This is a genomic window from Chamaesiphon sp. VAR_48_metabat_403, assembly GCF_031422475.1.
GTDB lineage: Bacteria > Cyanobacteriota > Cyanobacteriia > Cyanobacteriales > Chamaesiphonaceae > Chamaesiphon.
In genome coordinates this window covers 1-21,378 of sequence record NZ_JANPLS010000100.1, presented here as the reverse complement: position 1 = coordinate 21,378, position 21,378 = coordinate 1, and the positions used below count along the sequence as shown (strand labels likewise).

General features: G+C 43.4%; 28 protein-coding genes. 17 read left to right on the top strand and 11 right to left on the bottom strand.

All coding sequences use genetic code 11. The features are described from left to right. The first annotated feature begins 77 nt into the window (after nt 1-77). The 7 genes from RMO79_RS05320 (at nt 78) to RMO79_RS05290 (ending at nt 3,849) form a co-directional block, all read left to right on the top strand. A complete protein-coding gene (locus RMO79_RS05320; protein WP_310482017.1) occupies nt 78-1,481 on the top strand; it encodes a ferredoxin:protochlorophyllide reductase (ATP-dependent) subunit N in 1,404 nt (467 codons plus the stop codon). Between the two features lie 178 nt (nt 1,482-1,659). Next, nucleotides 1,660-2,085 (top strand): hypothetical protein, encoded by a 426-nt coding sequence (locus RMO79_RS05315; protein ID WP_310482015.1) that lies wholly within the window; start codon nt 1,660-1,662, stop codon nt 2,083-2,085. 373 nt (nt 2,086-2,458) lie between these two features. After that, entirely contained in the window at nt 2,459-2,812 is a 354-nt protein-coding gene (locus RMO79_RS05310; RefSeq protein ID WP_396136530.1) for a type II toxin-antitoxin system RelE/ParE family toxin, read from the top strand. Beyond that, nucleotides 2,812-3,135: a helix-turn-helix domain-containing protein gene (locus RMO79_RS05305; RefSeq protein WP_310482013.1), complete on the top strand. Its 324-nt coding sequence runs from the start codon at nt 2,812-2,814 to the stop codon at nt 3,133-3,135. The genes RMO79_RS05310 and RMO79_RS05305 overlap by 1 nt, the downstream gene beginning before the upstream one ends. Nucleotides 3,136-3,137: 2 nt before the next feature. Continuing rightward, complete coding sequence (locus RMO79_RS05300; protein WP_310482012.1) at nt 3,138-3,266, top strand: hypothetical protein; 129 nt, start codon at nt 3,138-3,140, stop codon at nt 3,264-3,266. Nucleotides 3,267-3,324: 58 nt separating this feature from the next. Continuing rightward, nucleotides 3,325-3,669, top strand: coding sequence for a hypothetical protein (locus RMO79_RS05295; protein WP_310482011.1), 345 nt, complete (start codon nt 3,325-3,327; stop codon nt 3,667-3,669). Beyond that, on the top strand, nt 3,670-3,849 hold the full coding sequence (locus tag RMO79_RS05290; protein WP_310482010.1) for a hypothetical protein: 180 nt from the start codon (nt 3,670-3,672) through the stop codon (nt 3,847-3,849). A gap of 23 nt (nt 3,850-3,872) precedes the next feature. On the opposite strand, the gene RMO79_RS05285 is transcribed toward RMO79_RS05290, so the two are convergent. Beyond that, the gene (locus RMO79_RS05285; RefSeq protein WP_310482009.1) at nt 3,873-4,163 is read right to left on the bottom strand and encodes a DUF5654 family protein; all 291 of its coding nucleotides are present in this window, start codon (nt 4,161-4,163) and stop codon (nt 3,873-3,875) included. Nucleotides 4,164-4,299: 136 nt separating this feature from the next. Between RMO79_RS05285 and RMO79_RS05280 the strand changes: the two genes are divergently transcribed. The 4 genes from RMO79_RS05280 (at nt 4,300) to RMO79_RS05265 (ending at nt 7,564) form a co-directional block, all read left to right on the top strand. Next, the gene (locus tag RMO79_RS05280; protein ID WP_396136529.1) at nt 4,300-5,163 is read left to right on the top strand and encodes a YihY/virulence factor BrkB family protein; all 864 of its coding nucleotides are present in this window, start codon (nt 4,300-4,302) and stop codon (nt 5,161-5,163) included. Nucleotides 5,164-5,344: 181 nt separating this feature from the next. Further along, nucleotides 5,345-5,926: a TerD family protein gene (locus tag RMO79_RS05275; RefSeq protein WP_310482007.1), complete on the top strand. Its 582-nt coding sequence runs from the start codon at nt 5,345-5,347 to the stop codon at nt 5,924-5,926. 30 nt (nt 5,927-5,956) lie between these two features. Then, entirely contained in the window at nt 5,957-6,565 is a 609-nt protein-coding gene (locus RMO79_RS05270; protein WP_310482006.1) for a TerD family protein, read from the top strand. A gap of 267 nt (nt 6,566-6,832) precedes the next feature. Beyond that, complete coding sequence (locus RMO79_RS05265; protein ID WP_310482005.1) at nt 6,833-7,564, top strand: peptidase M10A and M12B matrixin and adamalysin; 732 nt, start codon at nt 6,833-6,835, stop codon at nt 7,562-7,564. On the opposite strand, the gene RMO79_RS05260 is transcribed toward RMO79_RS05265, so the two are convergent. Further along, complete coding sequence (locus RMO79_RS05260) at nt 7,497-8,201, bottom strand: TerC family protein (protein ID WP_310482004.1); 705 nt, start codon at nt 8,199-8,201, stop codon at nt 7,497-7,499. The two genes, RMO79_RS05265 and RMO79_RS05260, sit on opposite strands and share 68 nt — an antisense overlap. Nucleotides 8,202-8,453: 252 nt before the next feature. After that, nucleotides 8,454-9,251 (bottom strand): pentapeptide repeat-containing protein, encoded by a 798-nt coding sequence (locus RMO79_RS05255; protein ID WP_310482003.1) that lies wholly within the window; start codon nt 9,249-9,251, stop codon nt 8,454-8,456. 156 nt (nt 9,252-9,407) lie between these two features. Between RMO79_RS05255 and RMO79_RS05250 the strand changes: the two genes are divergently transcribed. Beyond that, nucleotides 9,408-9,989 carry a phycobiliprotein lyase gene (locus RMO79_RS05250; RefSeq protein ID WP_310482002.1) on the top strand — a complete coding sequence of 194 codons (582 nt, stop codon included), beginning with the start codon at nt 9,408-9,410 and terminating at the stop codon, nt 9,987-9,989. 81 nt (nt 9,990-10,070) lie between these two features. Here the strand turns inward: RMO79_RS05250 and RMO79_RS05245 are convergent, their stop codons facing one another. The 3 genes from RMO79_RS05245 to RMO79_RS05235 form a co-directional block, all read right to left on the bottom strand. Continuing rightward, nucleotides 10,071-10,706: a hypothetical protein gene (locus RMO79_RS05245; RefSeq protein WP_310482001.1), complete on the bottom strand. Its 636-nt coding sequence runs from the start codon at nt 10,704-10,706 to the stop codon at nt 10,071-10,073. Between the two features lie 403 nt (nt 10,707-11,109). Next, nucleotides 11,110-11,424: a hypothetical protein gene (locus RMO79_RS05240; protein WP_310482000.1), complete on the bottom strand. Its 315-nt coding sequence runs from the start codon at nt 11,422-11,424 to the stop codon at nt 11,110-11,112. A 75-nt stretch (nt 11,425-11,499) separates the two neighbouring features. Further along, on the bottom strand, nt 11,500-12,261 hold the full coding sequence (locus tag RMO79_RS05235; protein WP_310481999.1) for a response regulator transcription factor: 762 nt from the start codon (nt 12,259-12,261) through the stop codon (nt 11,500-11,502). A gap of 206 nt (nt 12,262-12,467) precedes the next feature. On the opposite strand from RMO79_RS05235, the gene RMO79_RS05230 reads away from it, so the two are divergent. Further along, the gene (locus tag RMO79_RS05230; RefSeq protein WP_310481998.1) at nt 12,468-12,716 is read left to right on the top strand and encodes a DUF6761 family protein; all 249 of its coding nucleotides are present in this window, start codon (nt 12,468-12,470) and stop codon (nt 12,714-12,716) included. 89 nt (nt 12,717-12,805) lie between these two features. On the opposite strand, the gene grxD is transcribed toward RMO79_RS05230, so the two are convergent. From grxD to RMO79_RS05210, 4 genes are all read right to left on the bottom strand, one after another. Next, nucleotides 12,806-13,129: a Grx4 family monothiol glutaredoxin gene (grxD, locus tag RMO79_RS05225; RefSeq protein WP_310481997.1), complete on the bottom strand. Its 324-nt coding sequence runs from the start codon at nt 13,127-13,129 to the stop codon at nt 12,806-12,808. An 87-nt stretch (nt 13,130-13,216) separates the two neighbouring features. Then, a complete protein-coding gene (locus RMO79_RS05220) occupies nt 13,217-13,474 on the bottom strand; it encodes a BolA family transcriptional regulator (protein ID WP_310481996.1) in 258 nt (85 codons plus the stop codon). A 70-nt stretch (nt 13,475-13,544) separates the two neighbouring features. Next, on the bottom strand, nt 13,545-13,997 hold the full coding sequence (locus RMO79_RS05215) for an NAD(P)H-quinone oxidoreductase subunit N (RefSeq protein WP_310482016.1): 453 nt from the start codon (nt 13,995-13,997) through the stop codon (nt 13,545-13,547). Nucleotides 13,998-14,260: 263 nt separating this feature from the next. Then, entirely contained in the window at nt 14,261-14,998 is a 738-nt protein-coding gene (locus tag RMO79_RS05210; RefSeq protein WP_310481995.1) for a hypothetical protein, read from the bottom strand. Nucleotides 14,999-15,257: 259 nt separating this feature from the next. Here RMO79_RS05210 and RMO79_RS05205 point away from each other — a divergent pair, with 259 nt between their 5' ends. From RMO79_RS05205 to RMO79_RS05195, 3 genes are all read left to right on the top strand, one after another. After that, complete coding sequence (locus tag RMO79_RS05205; RefSeq protein WP_310481994.1) at nt 15,258-15,827, top strand: 5-formyltetrahydrofolate cyclo-ligase; 570 nt, start codon at nt 15,258-15,260, stop codon at nt 15,825-15,827. Between the two features lie 50 nt (nt 15,828-15,877). Then, the gene (gene purU, locus RMO79_RS05200; RefSeq protein ID WP_310481993.1) at nt 15,878-16,735 is read left to right on the top strand and encodes a formyltetrahydrofolate deformylase; all 858 of its coding nucleotides are present in this window, start codon (nt 15,878-15,880) and stop codon (nt 16,733-16,735) included. Between the two features lie 402 nt (nt 16,736-17,137). After that, nucleotides 17,138-17,953 (top strand): Tab2/Atab2 family RNA-binding protein, encoded by an 816-nt coding sequence (locus RMO79_RS05195; RefSeq protein ID WP_310481992.1) that lies wholly within the window; start codon nt 17,138-17,140, stop codon nt 17,951-17,953. A 118-nt stretch (nt 17,954-18,071) separates the two neighbouring features. On the opposite strand, the gene RMO79_RS05190 is transcribed toward RMO79_RS05195, so the two are convergent. Next, a complete protein-coding gene (locus RMO79_RS05190) occupies nt 18,072-19,493 on the bottom strand; it encodes an MlaD family protein (RefSeq protein WP_310481991.1) in 1,422 nt (473 codons plus the stop codon). 522 nt (nt 19,494-20,015) lie between these two features. On the opposite strand from RMO79_RS05190, the gene RMO79_RS05185 reads away from it, so the two are divergent. Then, on the top strand, nt 20,016-21,293 hold the full coding sequence (locus RMO79_RS05185) for a voltage-gated chloride channel family protein (RefSeq protein WP_310481990.1): 1,278 nt from the start codon (nt 20,016-20,018) through the stop codon (nt 21,291-21,293). The last annotated feature ends 85 nt before the right edge of the window (nt 21,294-21,378 follow it).

The window sequence follows — 21,378 nt, the reverse complement described above, 5'->3', positions numbered from 1 at the left end:
CGCGTAGCGACGGGGTGGGTACACCCTCAAACGCAGCCAACCAATTAAAAATTATTATATTTAAAGGAGAATACTATATGACTGTTGCAGCAGAGCCACAGGCGTTAAATTTTGAGTGTGAAACTGGTAATTATCATACCTTCTGTCCGATTAGTTGCGTAGCATGGCTATACCAAAAGATCGAAGATAGCTTCTTCCTCGTCATCGGTACCAAAACCTGCGGTTACTTCCTCCAAAACGCGATGGGAGTAATGATCTTCGCCGAGCCGCGTTATGCGATGGCAGAATTGGAAGAAGGCGATATCTCCGCGCAGCTCAATGACTACGCCGAACTCAAAAGATTGTGCGAACAGATTAAAAAAGATCGCAACCCCAGCGTAATTGTCTGGATTGGTACCTGTACCACCGAAATTATCAAAATGGACTTGGAAGGCTTGGCTCCCCGCTTGGAAGCTGAACTGGGAATTCCGATCGTCACTGCCCGCGCCAATGGGTTAGACTATGCCTTTACCCAAGGTGAAGATACTGTCCTCGCAGCAATGGCGGCGCGGTGTCCTGAGAAGGCTCCTGTGGCTCAGGAAGACAAAGATGAGCGCAACGCCATCTCCAAACTGATGAACTTCGGACGCAAGAAAGAAGATGTCACCATTTCCGACTCAGAATATAAAGATCATCCGCCGCTAGTATTATTCGGCTCATTACCAGATCCTGTCGTCACCAACCTGACACTTGAACTGAAAAAACAAGGAATTAAAGTATCTGGCTGGCTCCCCGCTAAACGCTTTACCGAGCTACCCGTACTCGAAGAAGGCTACTACGTCGTTGGCGTGAATCCCTTCCTCAGTCGCACCGCCACCACACTGATGCGCCGTCGTAAGTGTAAACTAATTGGCGCACCATTCCCGATCGGGCCTGACGGAACCCGCGCCTGGATTGAGAAAATCTGTTCGGTATTTAATATCGAACCCCAAGGCTTAGACGAGCGCGAAGCCCAAATCTGGGAAGGCGTGGAAGAATACGTCAAACTGATTCGCGGCAAATCCGTCTTCTTCATGGGCGACAATCTCCTAGAAGTTTCGATGGCGCGGTTCCTGATTCGCTGTGGGATGACAGTTCAAGAAATCGGCATTCCCTACATGGACAAACGCTACCAAGCAGCCGAACTCGCCCTCCTCGAAAAAACCTGTCGGGAAATGAATTCGCCACTACCAACAATCATGGAGAAACCCGACAACTATAATCAGTTACAACGGATTTACGCCCAGAAACCCGATTTAGTCATCACCGGAATGGCTCATGCGAATCCGCTCGAAGCACGGGGAATCACAACGAAATGGTCGGTAGAGTTTACGTTCGCGCAAATGCACGGTTTCACTAATTCTCGCGATATTTTGGAATTGGTAACTCGTCCCCTCCGCCGGAATGAGAATCTCAAGGATCTCGGCTGGGAGAAATTAGTCAGAGATGAAGCTGTAGTCTAAATTAGCTGACAGTTAAGAATTTAAACCGAGTCTATAATTAGGCTCGGTTTTTTAGTAATTATTCTGTATTTTGAAAACTTATTATTGATTAATTTTAAACATATTTGGGAATACTAATAGTGTCTATCAGCTATAAATTTTTTTCTCATATATTAAAACAACAAAATAATGGGATATTATGATAAAAAATTGGGATATATATTGCCAGGGACATCAAATTAGAACTAAAGCTATCATGAAAGGGAGGAGTCAGATAATTTATGAATTACAAGTCGATGGAGTAGCCCTCAAACATGCAAAAGTTACTGATGGATATTGGCCAACTATCCATGCTAACTACTACTTCTCTAACATAGAAAAAGAAATAGAAGTAAGATTTGCCACGAAAATTGGGACTATTCTAGATCTAGGCTGTCAAATATTTATTGATGGAGAATATATTGGCATTGATAGACATACAGAATATCCTACACTACAAGAAGCTTCTAAGAAGATCGAAAAAGGTTTTCTTAGTTACTTTTTCTTAGTTGGCTTACTTCGGTATGGATTTATATTTAGTATACCCTTTGTAATTCAGTTTATTCAATCGCAAAACATGAAATAAGCTACAAGCTTGCCTTTATCACAAATATATTTAGTGGGTGGATGCTTGGCATTTTTAGGTGTCTTTGCTATGTCTTGTCTTTCATGGCATCAAACTAAATTGACAATGAAAAATCTGCAAAGGTTTGAGCAAAAGTGGCGTTGATTTTTGTATAAAGTAAATTTCTGATATGAATTGGTGAATATGTCTAATTTAATTTACCCACCATCTCAAACACTTGTAATTACTCGATCGACCATTAAATATAGGATCTGTAGGTGCGGGTTTATGCAAATAATTATCGCTAAATTCGATCGATCTCAAACGAACCCGCCCATCTTCACTAGGATCGATCGACTGTTGACTTTATTCCAAAATGGAATATTATAGTCATATGGAATGGATAATTATTTTTCATCCAGCCTTTAGAGATTGGCTCTACGAGCAATCAGAAGATGTGCAAGACTCAATCTTGGCAGGACTGGGATTGTTAAAACAAGAAGGCCCATTACTGAGAAGACCTTATGTCGATACACTCCAGGGTAGCCAGTATCCAAATCTCAAAGAGCTGCGAGTTCAACATTCAGGGGAACCTTGGCGAATCTTATTTGCCTTCGATCCGATCCGTCAAGCCATAGTTTTAGTCGGTGGAAATAAAACGGGCGATAAACGATGGTACAAGAAGAATATTCCCATCGCCGAACAAAGATATACTAAACATCTTGAAACTTTAGAGGATCTGAACTAATGATTACTTTTGATTCGGAAATGCAGAAATTACCGCCCGAACGGAGAGCTAGAATCGAAGCAAAAACTCAAGAACTATTAAAACAATCTAATATGATTCGGCTGCTGAGAGAAGAATTAGGCTGGTCGCAATCCGATTTAGCCGAGCGTCTAGGAGTTCAACAATCGGCGGTGTCGAAATTAGAAAACGATCCTGAAAGTATCACCTTAGGTAAGCTGGCTAATGTTGTGACAGCCCTTGGTGGAGAATGGAAAATAGTCTTAAAGTTTCCAACTACTGAAGAAATTGAATTGTCCAGTAGCGACGATCTATCCAATGTTTAATATTGACTATTAAATATAGAATCTGTGTAATTGTCGCTAAATTCGATCTCAACCGAACTCGCCCAGCTCCACTAGAATCGATCGTGATAATTTGGGATAATGATGTTCGATCGCTAGTGGGTGAATTGTGAGTAGATGTTCGATCGATATTGTAAAATACACACAGAACATCATAGATCGGAACTGCTCTTGGCAACCTTACCTCCAAACACGGCTGCTAGTATCGCGATTATTAAAGCTCAATGTCTATCGATGGTCAACCTTGCTACTAAAACTGAATGGCAGCTATTTACAAGGTTTGGCGAAGTAGAAGAAACATTAGTAGTCATCACTGAACTCAAAACCGTTGCTCAAGAAGCGAGCGATGCCTTCTCTCGATTCAGTAGTTTACAATTGAAAGTAGCCACCGCTCAACCAGAAATATCTGCTGCCTTAGCCAAACTGGTACTGGATTCCAAAGAACGGATCGAAACCAGAATTCCAGCTTGGGAGCGTAGCATCGAAGAAATCCTTTCAACTTGGAGACTTCCTTAAATGAATAGCCCACAAATACCAGATCTTGCTACTCGCGAAAGATCGATCGCAAATCTCCGTCAAACTCGTAGAGAAATTGCTGAATTTAATAGAGAACTAGCAGAAATAGAAGCTCAACTCGATCGAGAATTATATGCTCAAAAATTAGCACGGATTGGGAAAATTGCTCCAATAACGTAGGATCGATTAAAACAATAATATTTTTAACCATCGACTTCTCGATTGATAATTGCTTCTCCACCGATTTTTGAAGCAACCCAGCTTAAAAAGCCCACCACACTAATGGCGAGAATAGTTGCTGCTGCTGCATAAATATAGAGTGCAGGCAAAGATTCCCCTTCTGGGAGGAATTTCTTAAATGTTGCCTTAATCGCATCATTCCAGGCGAGTGCTGATACAAAACCCAATGATGCAGATGCTAGCGTAATCATGGTTTGTAATAGGGAACGGATTGTGACGAGAGATTGCATCCGTAAGTCGGTACGTCTAGCCATGTGATTCATAAGAAACTCTAACTTATTATTTTAGCCGATGTTGGATCGCCCACTATAATAATTCAACCTTTAGATAGAGAGTAAATCGATCGCCAACTGCTAGAAATAGATGATAAATATCATTATTGCTAGCTGTATGAGTTTGAAGAGAATCTGGAGACTAATTAAAGAAACAATCGATGAATGGCAGCGCGATCGAGTAGACCAAATGGCCGCTGCACTGGCATACTATACATTATTCTCGATCGCACCTTTACTTGTTATTGCCGTAGCTGTCGCTGGGGCTGTATTTGGGGAAGAAGCAGCCAGAGGTGAAATTGTCGCCCAAATCCAAGGATTGTTGGGTAAAGCAGGCGCAGAGGTGGTGCAGACGGCGTTAGCCAATACCCAAAATCCCCAAGCAGGGAATGGCATTGTTGCTTCGATAATTAGCACGCTGGCTTTATTATTTGGAGCTTCTGGAGTGTTTATTCAGCTTCAAGATTCTTTAAATACGGTGTGGAATGTGGAGCCATCGCCACAAGCTGGAGTTAAAGCAGTGGTTCGCAAACGAATCTTTTCGTTTGCAATGGTAATTACCATCGGTTTTATTTTGATGGTTTCGTTAGTAGTTAGCGCACTTTTAGCTGGAATTAGTACATTTACTAATCAACTATTTCCTGCGTTAGAAATTTTCTGGAAAGTTTTCAATGTGGGGGTTTCATTGGGTGTATTTACATTATTATTTGCCCTGATTTATAAGTATCTTCCCGATATTAACATTGCCTGGAAAGATGTCTTAGTTGGCGCGCTGTTTACCTCAATTTTATTTAGTATCGGTAAGGAACTGCTCGGCTTGTACTTGGGTAATGGTAGTTTTGGTTCGACTTATGGTGCCGCCGGATCGGTGGTGACTGTGTTAGCGTGGATTTACTATTCAGTCCAAATTATGTTATTCGGGGCAGAGTTTACACAAGTATACACTCGCAAATATGGTTCTCATCGATCGTCAATGCGGTGATTTGCGCTCGATGAGACTGGTTGAGGCTCGATTGGTGTGGTGGGCAATAGCGGCTGTTAGATTAACGATCGCGATATTTTCCCCCAATTGGGGAATACTTGACGTAGCATTAAAACAGTAGCTCCAGATCGGTCTCATTCAGTTGAGCGAAATTAACATAGCAGCAAAGGAATATTAAATTATGGCAGTATCATTAGCCAAAGGACAACGCGTATCTTTAGATAAAATCGCGCCAGGATTGACAGAAATCTTCGTGGGGTTGGGTTGGGATGTTAAAGCAGTCGATACGGGTGTAGATTTCGATCTCGACGCTTCGGTATTCTTAATCGGTAGTAACGAAAAATTAATTTCTGACAAGCATTTCATTTTCTATAATAATCTTACCAGTCCAGATGCGGCAAAATCGATCGAGCATACTGGCGATAATCTTACAGGTGCTGGATCTGGCGACGATGAGGTAATTAAGGTTAAGTTACAGCAAGTTCCTCCCGAAATTGAGAAAGTTGTGGTGACGGTAACGATTCATGATGCTCAAGAACGCAAGCAAAATTTCGGTCAAGTGCAGAATGCGTTCGTGCGAATTGTCAATCTTCAAAACGAGCAAGAAGTCGTGCGTTATGACTTAGTAGAAGACTACTCGACGGAAACTGCACTAATTATGGCAGAACTCTATCGTAAAGATGGCGAATGGCGACTGAATGCTGTCGGTGCTGGTTATCAAGGTGGTTTGCAAGCGTTACTCGATCGCTATCAACCTGCATAACAATTATAGAGCCAATAGGAGGGATCGATTATGGCAATTAGTTTGCAAAAAGGACAGCGAATTTCTTTATCAAAAGAAGCTCCAGGATTGACTAAAATTATCTGCGGTTTGGGTTGGGATGTAGTCAAACCTGCTGGCGGTGGATTTTTTAGTAATTTTGGGAATAAAGCAGGTGAGGAGTACGATTTAGATGCTTCGGTAATTTGTCTGGATGAAGCTGGTAAATTTACCGATAATCAAAATATTATTTACTTTGGCAATCTCAGTCATCCTTCTGGTTCGATTATCCATCAAGGTGATAATCGGACTGGTGCGGGTGATGGTGATGATGAAGTAATTATTGTCGATTTATCGAAGATTCCCAATACGATTAGCAAGCTAGTATTTGTTGTCAATATCTACGATTGTCAAGCTCGCAAGCAAGATTTCAGTAAAATTGAAAATGCTTTTGTGCGGTTGGTAAATGTAGCTGACAATAAAGAATTAGCTCGTTTTAATCTTTCCGGTCAAGATTATCAAGGTATGACTGGCATGGTGTTAGCCGAGGTTTATCGTCATAATGACGAGTGGAAAATGGCAGCAATCGGTAATGGTACTAATGTCAATGGTATCGGTGAATTAGTTAAATCTTATATCTAATTTTAATGTAATTAAAATGGCTCAATACACCTAAAATGTTGAGCCATTTTTGTCAATTCATGTCATGTAACTATTCACCCTACTATGTTATGTACACAAATCTAGTAGACTTCGTTTTGAGATCTGAATCCCCCAACTCCCTTGAAAAGGGGGCTTTAGCGGCGGTTTTATTCGGGGGTTCCCCCCGAATAAAAAACCGACAAGACAGGGGGATTCGCACCAATTCTGCTTGTTTCAAGAGACGTGTATACACATCCTATCCCCTAAATGTACCAAAGACTCAATCTCAATAGAAAGATCGATAAAAATCGCTTGCCAATTTGGGAGCGGATCGATCTTACTCGTCCTGTTAAATTAAAATGTTTGAGTTGTCGGTTGCGAATCGAACCTAATTGGCGAATTTGTCCGCAATGCGGTACTATTTTAAGTGAAGGAAAACCCAAGCAAGCTCATTGTATTTGGGTAAATGCTTGTTGGGAAGATACCGACACCCAAACAGATTCGATGCTGTTAGAAATACTTAAAGATGTGTTTGCAAAAGTCTTTAGTGCCTTTAGAAGTATTAATGTTTTTCTAACTTCAGATCCTCCAGATCCGCAACAGTGGGGAGATAGATTTACACATATCGGTTTGATTCTCGATCGCGAACCTGTCGATTATTTAGGTATTGCTAGTTTTTGTCCGGGTGGAGTTACAGATCGAGCGATCGTCAGATTAGACCAAATTCTTAATACTGCCGATCGCGCGCAATTATCAGCCAATCAATTATCCAATTTAATTGCTAATACAATCGTCCATGAAATCGCGCATACATTAGGCTTAGATCATTCAGAATTACCCGCAGATGTGATGAATGACGGACTGGATCATCGCATTCATAGCTTAATGCCGCCGTCATTTCATGCCGAACAAATTACCCAAATGAATTATGCTATTCACCAGCATCAGGTAGCTTTACAGGCGTATCTTTCCGCTGAGAAAAACCCCAAGCAAAAATAGCTCCGATCGTAATAACTACCAATGCTTCAGGAATCTCTAAATCGGGGAATGCGGCTTTGACTAATAGCTTGATCCCAACCAAACCCACAGTAATATAACCCGCATCTTCTAGATGAGTATATTCATCCAACCACTTGATGAATAGTCCCGCCATAAATCTCAGGATAATAATTCCGATCGTCGCGCCACTAATCACCAACCAAGTATCGGTAGAAACCGCAATCGCTGTCGCTACGCTATCTAACGAAAAAGCTAAATCGGTAATTGCAATCGTGGGAATTGCTTGCCAAACACTAGTGAATTTTGGGCCGTGATGTTCGCCATCTTCTCCCTTGCTAGATGTAAAATATTGAAATACCAGCCACAATAAATATGCTGCACCTAAAACTTGAAATTGCCAATAACGCACTACCCAGGTAGCTGCTAAAATTAACGTCATGCGGAGGATATAAGCGAGAATTAAGCCGATATTTAATGCCTGACGGCGTAATTTATCATCGGCTAATCCTTGAGAAATAGATGCCAGCGCGACGGCATTATCAGCCGATAAGACGGCTTCTAAGGCAACTAATACTAAAAGTAGCATTGGTGTTGAACCACCAACTTCTAATGGAGCATCGAGCAATTTGTCAATCATTAGATTGTTAAATAAGTTGACACTTGACTGGTTAAATTAGACTATTTAACTAGTTCTTTATTTATAATACCCACATGGTGCCTATAAATTCGGCAGTACCAATTCTGCATAATAACTGCCATCACTCGATTTAGAGCGATATCATTACAATTATTACAGAAATTCAATCGATCGTCGATAAATTCCCCGCCAGCCGCTCGCTCATTTCAAAAGTTTGAGTTAATTAAAATGAACATTCGATCGACCGGGCGATTAGATTGTTAAACTTTGTCTGGCGGTACGCCGCGTAAAAGCATTCCAAACGTCTAGTTCTGCCGCCGAGCGTCCTAATAATGTCGCTCTGAGCGCGTCGCTGAGTCCCTGCACGCGGCTAAAGTCTGCGCCAGCAATACTATTGACATGTTCCATTTCTACGCCACTCAAATCGGCTGCGCGCAAATCGACACCTTGTAAATCTACGCCATTCAATCGCGCATTGCGTAATGAAGCACCAGTCAGATATGCCATCTGGAGTGTCGCACCGCTCAACCGCGCATTTTGCAGATTGGCTCCTGTCAAATCGGCACCACTGAGATAACTTCCCAGTAAATTTGCACCACTGAGATCGGCATTGCGTAAATTGGCGGTATTTAAGTAAGCACCATTGAGAATCGCACCAGGGCCGATCGCGCCGGAAGATTTATAGGCAAATCCTTCGCTCCAAATGGTACGATCGTCGTATTTGGCGACTTGTAATTTCGCACCAGTTAAGTTTGCCCCAGTCAAATTGGTATTGTAGAGCTGCGATCGATTCAGATAGGCTTTTTCTAAATTAGCATCGCTCAAGTTGGCATCGCTTAAATCGACTCCTCGCAAGTCGGCTCCGCTTAAATCGGCTCCGCTGAGATTAGCTCCCCGAAAGTTTGCCCCGATCGCATTTAATCGGCTCAGGTTAGCACCTGGTAAATCGATGCTGCTAAAATTAAGTCGATACAGATCTAGCTGGGAAATCGATCCTCCCGCCTGAATAGTTGCTAAAATTTCGGAGCTGGCGATCGCAGAATCGTTCAAGGTTGCTTTTGGTAACTCATTATTTATAAACTTTATAGTGGAAAGGTCAGTTTAGGCAATCGATCGGTACAAAAATCGATAATAGACATTGCTCAAATCTACTTTTCTTACACCCGGCTTCCCCTAAGACTATCCACTTATCTACTAACTCCCCCCATGTCTCTAATTCCCCCCATGAATATGATGGACTTCTTTCGCAAAAGCGCGGGAACTTGGCTTACCCTCCGTGCGGTTCATCATTTCGATTTGGTAGCGGATGAGTCGGGAGAATCAAACTTAATCGTGCGCGTTATCGAACCCACAGATCCTAAAGTTGCGACAATTTGCGAGCAACAATCGATCGATCCCGCGCGTGCTATGGGTGGAGGACTATTTATGTGGCAAGCCAATCTCGATGAAGAACCGCCAAATGCCGATTATGGAGCGGTACTAATCGATGTCCCCGACGATGAGAGCAAATTATCTGGTAAACTAATTCGCGATCGCGGTTATGTCGAAAAAATTCCGGTAATTTCGCGGTATTGGTTTGGTCGAGATGGGATTTTGACGATCGAGACAGAATACGATAACAATCAAGGACAAGAGCGATGCTGGTTTATTACCGACGATTTTCGGGTGCGAGTCAGTAGTGTCAGAATGATGAATGGGGTGAATTTGACAACCTACTGCTCGGAACGACGATGCATCGAAGATAACACTCTAGATGCCATGATCGATCGTAATTTAGCTAGGGTTTAGGTTTTAGGCTTTGGAACTGCGTTCCTTAGTTTCTCCTCCCACACTTCCCACACTTCCCACACTCCTCACTCCCCTCTCCCATTACTTCCTCAATTTCGCGAGCAAATCGGTAACTGGCATATTCAACCAACTTTGCTTGTTGTGCTTATTGAATTTTCGTAAGAAAGCACCATAAGTTCTCAGTTTAACTAGTGAATTCTGGTTGATATCGCGCTTGCGTTCTTGCTTTTTACGATTGCTGAAAAATTCTCGGTCTTGTCCGATGATTAATAATCCATTAATAGTATCGGGATCGACTTCATCAATGAGATGATTTTCTACTAAAATTTGTGCTAAATTATTAGTACAATAATGCAACTTATCGAAAGCTAACTTGGCTACTGGTGTGAGCTGTAGCTCGTCGTCCCAAGTTTGTTCCAAAGAACCAGAACAGATAATGACATGCCAACTAATGCCTTTACGATAATTAAAACAACCGCAGATATAATCGGGACGGTTATCTTCGTTGGTAATTATGTTATTCGACAGAAAATAAATTTCGTCGTAGTCGATATAGGCATTAAATAAATAAGCGCACAACGAAATGTTGCGATGTAACAGCGATTGAATTTCACTAATTTTACTATTGCTACTAATTGTCGCGACCAATTTAGCAATCTCTTGTTGCTCTACGCGATTGGGATCTACTTGAAATGGTTGCAGGTGCTGTAATGACATAATTAATCGATCTCGATAGCGGCTCGGCTACGCTAACGCTCTGTTATCCTGAGTATACCCAGCCGTCGCTCGGTTATGAAGATGTCATTAAAAACAGTCGTATCGAAACGGGGACGATCGGTAATTACAACTATAATTAGTGAGCAAGCTAGCTATCAATGGGATCGAGATTCAGTGCGTCGATCGATCTGAAAATTAGTCGAATGGTCTTAATATATACTTTATTGTAGGGAGCTACCAGATATGATTATTGACGAGACAATGCAAAACGCGATCGCGGGCGGATTGGCGATCCTGATTTCAATCGGGGCGATGCTGATGATGTTTAGTAATGTCTGGACTACTAAAAAATAGTAAGTTTCTACGCTGCGGAATTTGATATTTGGAGCTAGAGTGCCAAGAGCTAGTTATTTTGCTCTCGATCGGCTACTTCTACAGACTTAGCGGTAACATAGTCCTGACGATAGTTATGGCGTTGGTGTAAGCTCTCAGCTTGCGGATCGTGGGATCTAGATTCTTGACTTGGGGAAATAGTACCGATCGCTTCGAGGTCGCGCAGGATATAATTGAGCTGGTTGGCGATCGAACCAATTGAGATAGGCGATTGGCTCTCAGGTTGGCGACTGGCTTGTAAGAAATGCAGTCGCATCTGCCATGCAGAGTAATTGGGATGCTTGTTGAGATATTCTAGTACGGCTTGACGGCTAATCATCTTCATTACTCGTTTCGGTTACTACTATTGTCTCGCGATCGTCAACGATTGTGTAGGGATCTTAACATTTTTGTCGCTATTCTAATAATTTAACCGATAACCGACACCGCGTACAGTCTCGATCGGATCGGGATCGCCGAGCTTTTTCCGTAGTGCCAAAACGTGACTATCGACCGTGCGGGGATTATCGATATCGATATCCCAGGCACGTTTTAGCAATTCATTGCGATGTACCGATCGACCATTTGCTTGCGCGAGGACGATCAGTAAGCTAAACTCCTGGGGGCTGAGGTCGATTCTCATTTGTGGCGATGGCTGGTGCTGACTCGGTGCATTTTGCTCCAAGCGAGAATGGCGCGCATCTGCGGCGAGTAATTCCGCACGGTTGCGGTACACGCACCGTCGCACTAAATCGATGTGTAAATCTCCACACGTCATATCCATCGGGACGATCTTTGCAATGCGGTTACGGCGCAGTAGAGCTGCCACTCGTGCTAAAAATTCTGGCATCCCAAATGGCTTTTTAAGGTAGTCATCCACACCTGTCTGAAGCGCGGTGACTAAATCGATTTCGCGAATGCGCGCCGATATCATTAAAATTAGCGAACTCCCTTGCGGGTACAGCCACTGACAAAATTCGATTCCTTCACCATCGGGAAAATCTGAATCGACAATTGCCAGGGTTGGTAATTGTCGAGCGCAATACTGGTAAGCTCGATCGAGCGTGGAAATTTGTTGCACCTGATATCCGGCTTGTTGTAGATGCCAAGCGAGGAGAGAGCGCAAGTTTTGATTGCCTTCGATAATATAAATCTGCACGATCTGGCGAGATATAGTTGCCAACCTGAGGAACAATCGCTAATGCCTCAGCGATCTTAATTGTAAGCCGATCGACACTACAAATTTAGATCTAGCCAAAATCTGTAGCAATCCCTAATTGCAAGTAGCGATCTCACGCACAGCAGCAATCGGCAATTCACAGTAAGTTAGATTTATGCTCAGTCGAACGATTTTGATATATCCTATTTAGTATGTCGAGGGATTTAGCCATGCTGCAATCTATAGAAACGATCGGGCACTACCAAAAAATTACTGATGCCTTAGTCGAAATGTGGCATCGAGGTTATCGCTTCGATGACTTGCGTTTGTATCTTGATGGGTATATATCGGCATTGCGGAATACCAGTGCGTTAGAAGCTTATCAAATCAATCGACTTGAGGAGGAAACGATGCGGTACGTATCCGATCCTTCCAACTTTGAACGTGTCGAACTTCAGAGGGAGCTAGATTATTACTAAATTATCTAGAAACTCTCGAAATTCGATCGATAGTTATCGACCGATTTTACGATTAGTCGATAACTGTTAGCCTTTAGACTACTATTTTACTAACTTGCCAATGCTACTTCAACCAGTTGTTGGAGTTCGCCTTTTTGGTAAAGTTCGGTCATTACATCAGATCCGCCGACGAATTCACCGCTGATATATACTTGGGGAATTGTCGGCCAGTTAGAATATTCTTTGATACCCTGACGAATTTCTGGATCTGCTAATACGTCTAATGTCTCGTAAGGTACGCCAAGTATATTCAGAATTTGTACCACTTGGTTAGAAAATCCACATTGGGGCATTAATTTATTGCCCTTCATGAACACCATGATTTTGTGATCTGCTAGGAGCTTGTCGATTTTTTCAGTTGTAGGTGTCGTCATAAGAAGATATTTAAGATCGTAGTGAATATATTCGAGCTTGAAATCGATCGAGATTATCGCTTAATAGTGCCTAACCGCGATGAGCTATTAGTTTTCAGCTTGCCATGTCGCTGGCGTGTAAGTTTTCAGTGCCAAAGCATGAATCGCGCCACTCGCCATTTCAGCGCGGACGGTACTGTATACTAACTGGTGTTGTTGGATGAGAGATTTACCTTCAAATTGGGCAGAAACTACCACAGCTTGATAATGATCGCCGCCACCTGTCAAATCGGTAATTTGGACGATCGCTTCTGGAATACCTGCTTCGATCGAGGCTTTAACTTGACTGGGAGTAATTGCGCTCATGCTAAAAATCAATCTTCTAGTTGCTGGGAGATATTTTGATTATAACTGGAGAGTCCAACACTAATCTAGCTTAGCCAGCCAGCAGATCTGTGAGTTTGACCCAGCGAAATTGACGATCGCCACCTAATTCAACCACAATTTTGACGCGCGGATCGAGCGTCGGAAATTGGGAGAGATAAGTTAATTCTTGACTCGATAGCACCTGTCCGTCTACCAACCATAATACCAAGCCTTTAGCCGTAGCTGGCAGTGTCGCCAGTCGGGTTTCTAGCATGGGTGGGATGAAATAGGTCCGAATTTCTTTTTTGCCGACGTGAGCGGGACGCACGCCATGTACCTCTGTCAGATACGCGCCCAAATCACCCAATCCTCTAGCGGAAAGAGTCATACTTTCATAGCCAGTCGCCCGCAATCGGCGTAAATAGCGACCTTCATAGCCGCCCTCTAGAGGGGCATAGACCCCCACTGCTCCAGATTGTTCTAGATCGCGGATAAATGGCTTGCCAGTCGTAAGTAGGGGCATTTCGACATCCTTAGTTGACAGATTAGTATAGTTGAGTTGCTGGCGAAACCACCGATCGGTAATGCGATCGGTGTAGTCAAACAGCACACTGCGATCTCTCAGGATAGATCGGGTGCGAGGATTGGTAACTTTTGCCCCCCTATTATGCCACAAATCCAGATCTAGTCACGATCGATCTCAATTTTCTTACTCCTTAATCCTTAATCCTTCATCCCTGCTCCCCGCTTCCCGCTCCATCGTAACTTTACTTACGCCCAAAATTACTAGTCGAGAATATTAATCCCATCGTAAACCAGCGCGATGAGTTCGCCGCGATCGTTAAACTCGATTGCCGATGGTTTGGGCGTTAGGATCGTAATATTTTCAAATGCCCAACAACAACCACAAGAACGTGCTAAATCGACGAGGAGTTGAATCTGAGGAATATCGATGCCAATTTGATGAAAGTAATCAAAATAACTTAAATAAGCAATCCGATAATCTTGAATGGTAGCGGGTAACAATGTGGGATCGAGCTGGGGATAACTTTTCTGAATCTCATAGATTAAGATCTGATTTAAAAAATCTCCCAGTAAATCGAATGCCATTTTTTGCTGTTCGCCCACCACTTGCGAACGCGGGTTGGCATAAGCCTTAACAACATGAATAAACTCTGGGGCAATTTGCTGCTCGATTTGCCGATCGCAACTGTCGGAAATTTGGTGTAAGATTTTACTGCCGACATCTACTAAGTCTGGTCGGTCGATTAAAATTTTCATGGCGGTGAGCGGGTTCTCAGTCCATAAAATTCGCGCTCGATCTATCCCAGCGTATAGATAGCACGCATTAATCGCATTTTCGGCTTGCTCGCGATCGGTCGTTCGATCGTTGAGAATTTTTTCCCACTTCGCCCTACTTTGAGGAATAAAGTCTACTTCTAATTTAGCTAGTTTTCGACGATCCATTAAGACTTTTGATAAATGTTGGGCTAATGATTCAACCGGGGGAGATTTGATTGCCATATTAATATGATAATGTTGGTGACGACCTATACATAACTCTAAAAATAATCGATCGTAAATAATCGACGATCGATTACAGGCAAGTTACCCATAATGTGACTTAACTCTGCTGTCAAGTAAAATCCTGTCAACTTAATACTTAGATCGGCTCTGAAAATATCGATCGATAGACCGACAAACTCATTCTTGAATTTTAGCTAGAGATTCAGTCGATCGGCATGACTGATTTGGCGGATTGTAGTTAGCTTTAACACCTAAAATGACGCTCTTTAATTGCCAGAAACAGCTATTACGCCGCAAATTACTGACACAGCGACAAGCCTTATCGGTAAATAACTGGCAATCTTCGAGCGATCGCATTTGCGATCGACTGGCAAACTGTGTCGAATTTATTAACGCCCGCACAATTCTAGCTTATCAAAGCAATCGTCAAGAGCCAACACTCGATCGATTATTCACCCATACTACCAAGCAATGGGGACTACCTAGATGCATCGGTAAAGATCTGTACTGGCATCGCTGGCAGCCTCTACAACCTCTGGTAAATGGACATTATGGTATTCTAGAACCCGATCCGCAATTACCACAGCTTCCAGTCGAAAACATCGATCTGCTCTTGGTTCCAGCCGTAGCGATCGATCGGTGCGGCTATCGATTGGGCTATGGGGGCGGTTATTACGATCGATTGCGTACCGATCCGCACTGGCGCAAGATCCCCACGATCGGCATTGTCTTCGATTTTGCCTATGTAGATTCACTGCCGATCGATGCTTGGGATTTGCCATTAGATGCAGTGTGTACAGAAGGACAATTAACTTGGTTTAGTTAAATCTCACCGTTCGATCGACCCACTATTCCCCATTTCCTATCTTGAAGTAGATGAAACCTACAGCCACCCTGTTATTTTCTTGTCCCGATCGGCGCGGATTAGTTGCCAAAGTTGCTAACTTTATTTACAGCAATGGCGGTAATATCGTCCATGCCGACCATCATACCGATTTTAATGCAGGTTTATTTTTAACTCGGATCGAATGGCAGATCGAAGGATTTAATTTACCTCGCGAACTAATCGAGCCAGCTTTTAGTGCGATCGCCCAACCGTTAAATGGTACTTATCAAATTCGGTTTTCTGATGCCGTACCCAGGCTGGCAATCTGGATCAGCCGACAGAACCACTGTTTGTTAGATTTAATTTGGCGACAACAATCGCGAGAATTTTTAGCAGAGATTCCTTTAATTATTAGCAATCATCCCGACCTCGAACCGATCGCCAAGCAATTTGGCATCGATTATCACTATCTACCAATTACTGCTGATAATAAGCAATCACAGCAACAACGACAACTAGAATTGCTCCAGGAATATCGGATCGATTTGGTAATTCTAGCCAAATACATGCAAATTATTAGTCCGGAATTTATCGATCGATTCCCCAGTCATAATATTATCAATATCCACCATTCTTTTCTGCCCGCTTTTGTCGGTGCTAATCCCTATCATAAGGCTTACGAGCGGGGAGTAAAAATTATTGGTGCGACGGGTCATTATGTGACTTCCGAGCTAGATGCTGGGCCGATTATCGAGCAAGATGTCGTCAGAGTTACCCATCGCGATGATGTGGAAGATCTCATCCGCAAAGGGAAAGATCTCGAACGGATCGTCTTGGCGCGAGCGGTGCGCTATCATCTTCAAAATCGAGTGCTGGTATATGGGAATAAGACTGTGGTGTTTGATTAGATGAGAGTAAGGAGTAGCAGCGTTTGATATCTAATTGAGATTTAATCTTAATTAGATTAGCTAATAAAAATCGGATGATGAGTATCATCTCATCATCCGATTGACCGATCCTTAATTTTAGAGAGGAGAACACTAAATCCAATGGCTAGAAGGCGTAAATGAACCGTCAATCATCCGTTTCCGAACGATAGCTAAAATTCTAAGTAGTTGACTGCTGGCAATTGGTAAATTTAGGTAATGTAGACTACTATACATATATTGAGAATAGATGTCAATACATATTGAGAATAAATATCAACAATTTTGAGAATCGACCGCACAGCTCTGTTGAGGGTTTTGGTGGAGCTGGTATAGTGGGAGGTGGATCTGTGTTAAATACCTCCCACGCACTCTACACCTCAAATGACCATCTGGCAAGCAGATATCTCTAGTCGTCCCCAACAAAACGATCGCGGCGAAACCCTGTGGGAATTGACAATTTGTGCCGCAGATGGCGGCTGGGATCGCACGGCTATCTGTCCCCAAAAACAGGTAAATGCAGATTGGCTTGCCGATCGGCTAAAATTAGTAGCAACAGACGAGCTACCTCAAGTAATTCAAGTTTTTCGCCCGCAAAGCTTAGGATTAATTCGATCTGCTGGAGAAAAATTAGGCATTGAAGTTGTAGCGACGCGACGGACGATCGCCCTAAAAAAATTACTCAAGCAACAAGCTCACAGTTATGCTAACCCTAATTATCAACCACTGGCGATCGAGTCGCCCCCACCATTACCGATTCCCGATTATTTAATTGGAGATAAGTGGCAATTTGCGACGCTCACAGCCGGACAATTAGTAGCAGATTTTGCCGATCGACCGATGCCGATCGTCTCAATGCCAGACTACCTATTACCACCGCACTGGGGGTTAGGTGCGAAGGTAGCCATCCCTGGTGTAATTATTTATGGAGGGAGACAATCGATGCGATTGGCGCGGTGGATTGCCGATACGGAGCCTGTCAGCCTCAATTATTTAGGCGACGATCCGGGTGGTTTAGTTTTGGATGCAGGTTTAGCAGATCGGTGGGTGATGTTGACTTTTAATGACGCGGAAGTTTCTCAAGCCGCTAAACTTTACGAAGCACGGAAACGACTCGTGCATGGCTTACATTTTCTTCTAATAACTCCCGATGATTCGGGGATTACAAATAGTGGCATTTGGTTATTACAAGGTGGATAGGGAATAGTGAATAGTGAATAGTGGATAGAAATAAGTTCTGGTAATATTTTATTAGTTATTCCGTGATCGTGTAAGTTTTGAGTAAATAAGTATTCCTTCCTTACTTCTTACTTCTTACTCAATCGTTGGGAATCGGAATTAGTTCTAGCTGAGTTTCAGGAGTGAGTTTAGGTAAAGGTTTACCGATTTCTTGCAATCGATATGTTGGTGGGGTTGTTGGGTTTTTGATGAGTTCGGGACTGTTATAAATGAGAGTGGTTGAATTTTGTGCGGGTAGTTGACTGATATTGCCGAGCGATTTATTTAACGGTTCGATCGTTTGTGCTAATTTGGCTTGCTGTTCCAGTTGTTCGGCGGAAGAGACTAATTTACCCAAACCATTTACTAAGTTGCGAAGATTCGATCGAAACTCAGGACTCCCGGTGAGATCGTCTAGATCGGATGTGATTTTTTGAGTGTTTTGGAATGTGACTCGTGCGGAGTCTAATGTCTGTTGCAACATTGACAATGTTTTAGGATCGTTTAAATTATCGGTGATTTTTTTCAAATTGAGCGATGTTTGATTGGCATTACTTAAAACACCTTCTAAATCCTTCGCTAGCTTATCTGAATCGATTTTAGAAATTGTCGTATTCAATTTGACGATCGAGGGATTTATCGAATTAACTGTTTTGCGTAAATCGACACTCAGTTTGTCGAAATTATTGAGCGAAGATGCAAAAGTTTTCCGATTTTCGACCACTAAACTATTGACAGATGTAGCTAGCTTCTTATATTCGGCGGCTGTGGCTGTCAGTTCCGCAGCCGTCACGCTAAACTTATCGGCACTTTGCCCAATTTTCGTACTCGTGCGATCGAGTGATGTCGTTAAAATGTTTGCTTTAACAGATAAATTTGTCAATCCAGCTTCGACAGATTTAGGCAGACTAGAAAACTCAGTACTAACTTTATTCAGGTTTTTACTCAGTTTAGAAAAGTCTTCTGCCGCCGTGCCTGTCTTAATTAACGTGTTATTAAGATTTTTGAGTACCTCCGGATTGCTGTACAAATCGATCAGTTTAGTCGCGCGCTGCAATAATTCATTAAAACTCGCCCCAATCCGTCCGTCAACTTTCGCATTATTGCAAAGAATTACATTATTATCGCATTTACTCTCTAACGGTTTGGCGAGCGAACTAGTATTAATAGCAACACTGTTGCGCGGTGTAATTTCAATTACGGGTTCCCCGATCAATCCAGTTTGACTGACTTCTACCGCGACATCTTTGGGAATTGTCAAATTGGGATCGTCCATTTGCATGACCACCCCAACGCTATTAACCCCCGGTTCGATTTTGGTGATTTTACCAACCCGAATCCCCCGAAATCTGACTGCACCACCAGGTTGAATTCCGGGTGCTCGATCGAATTGCGCGATAATATTGTAAGTCTGAGTTCCTGGTGTTAATCCCTTCAGCCACATGAAAACCGCACCAAATACTCCCAATCCGGCGATGAGCATCAATCCAACCGAACCTTCCCGGACTGCGCGTGATTGCATTTTAATTTATTGCTCCTAAACTGAAAGTTATCTGGACGATGTGGCGATTCCGCAAGGCGGAGGCTACGCCAACGAACGATCGATTTGACGATCGTTCGATTATGCTAATTTCTCGATTTTTTTGGCATAGATGCTAAATTGGGTGCGATTCTCTTTCCCTTCTGCGGAGGCAGACGCTACGCGAACGGGACGCTCCGCAAACAGAGAGGCTCCGCCAACGAATTCGGTACGTATAAATTATCTATCCGCGCCGATCTCTATGTTACCGCGTTGCTATCGTAATTATTCTCGATCGAGACTAATTAATGATTCATGGTGAAAGGGAAAGTAGTAAACGGTCATTGAGATCGGTGTCTATTTCCCATCCTTTATCTACTATTCCCGATTCCCGATCCCCTGTCTTGAAAAGGTGCTTTACTTGCGGCTCGCCTTTGGACGGGTTCCCCGTCAAAAAAGGCGAGACAAGACAGGGGAAACCCCAAGAACGCACTTTTCGCTATCCCCTATTCCCTAACTTTCTTGATGCAATTTAACTGGTTGAGATCTTTGCTGAATTTAGGAAGGTGGCTGTGGAAAATGCTTGCGCTACCTGTGTTGGTTGGAGTATCGATCGGAATTTTAACAGGAACATCATCAGCAGTCTTGCTCGCAACCCTAGATTTAGCCACAGCATGGCGGGAATCGCATTTGTGGATTTTGTGGCTACTACCTTTGGGTGGATTACTCAGCGGGTTAATTTACCATTATTGGGGTAACAGTGTCGTCGCTGGCAATAATTTAATTCTCTGTGAAATTCACGATCCGCAGACCATAATTCCCTTGCAGATGGCTCCATTGGTATTATTAGGTACGACGATCGCGCATTTGTTTGGAGCTTCGGTAGGTAGGGAGGGAACGGCGGTACAGATGGGTGCGGCTCTGGCAGATAGGTTAACGCAAATCTATCGGTGTTCGGGCTTGGATCGGCGGATCGTGCTGATGGCGGGAATTAGCGGCGGATTTGCCTCGGTATTTGGCACCCCACTGGCGGGAATGGTATTTGGGTTAGAAGTATTAACTGTCGGGACGTTGCGCTACAAGGGATTGTTTCCCTGTGCGATCGCGGCAATTGTTGGCGATCGAGTTACGTTAGCATGGGGACTACACCACCAAGTTTATCAGATCCCGATCGTTCCTGAAATGACTCTCTGGGGGCTGTTGGTGTCGATTATTTCAGGGGGAATCTTTGGACTCACCGCGCGGCTATTTGTCACCCTAACGCATCAAATCGCGGCATATTTCCAGGCGAAGATTAGCTATCCGCCATTTCGTCCCTTTGTTGGGGGAATCTTAGTCGCGATCGCGGTGCGAGTGCTCAGTACGACTAAGTATATTGGCTTAGGAATTCCGACGATCGTGAGTGCTTTTAATACTCAACTACCCCCGTGGGATTTTGCCGCCAAAATTGCTTTCACTGCGCTCAGTCTGGGAGCCGGATTTAAAGGCGGCGAAGTCACGCCACTATTTTATATCGGTGCAACGTTGGGAAATGCACTCGCGCCGCTGACAATTTTACCCGCACCGCTACTAGCCGGGATGGGTTTTGTCGGTGTATTCGCTGGAGCCGCTAATACGCCGCTAGCCTCGACATTAATGGCGATCGAATTATTTGGCTCTCCGACTGCTAGCTATGCGGGAATTGCTTGTATTTGCAGCTATTTATGCTCTGGGAATGTGGGAATTTATCGCGCTCAACGGGTTGGCATGAGTAAGGATGCGAGCCTCGAACCACACACAGACAAGCCTGGAGATGATGCTTAGTCCTTTCCCCACCCCCCCCCACCCCATAAAAATCAACGGGGTTTACACAAAGAGGCGGGACATAGTGTTTAGATTTAAATACCCC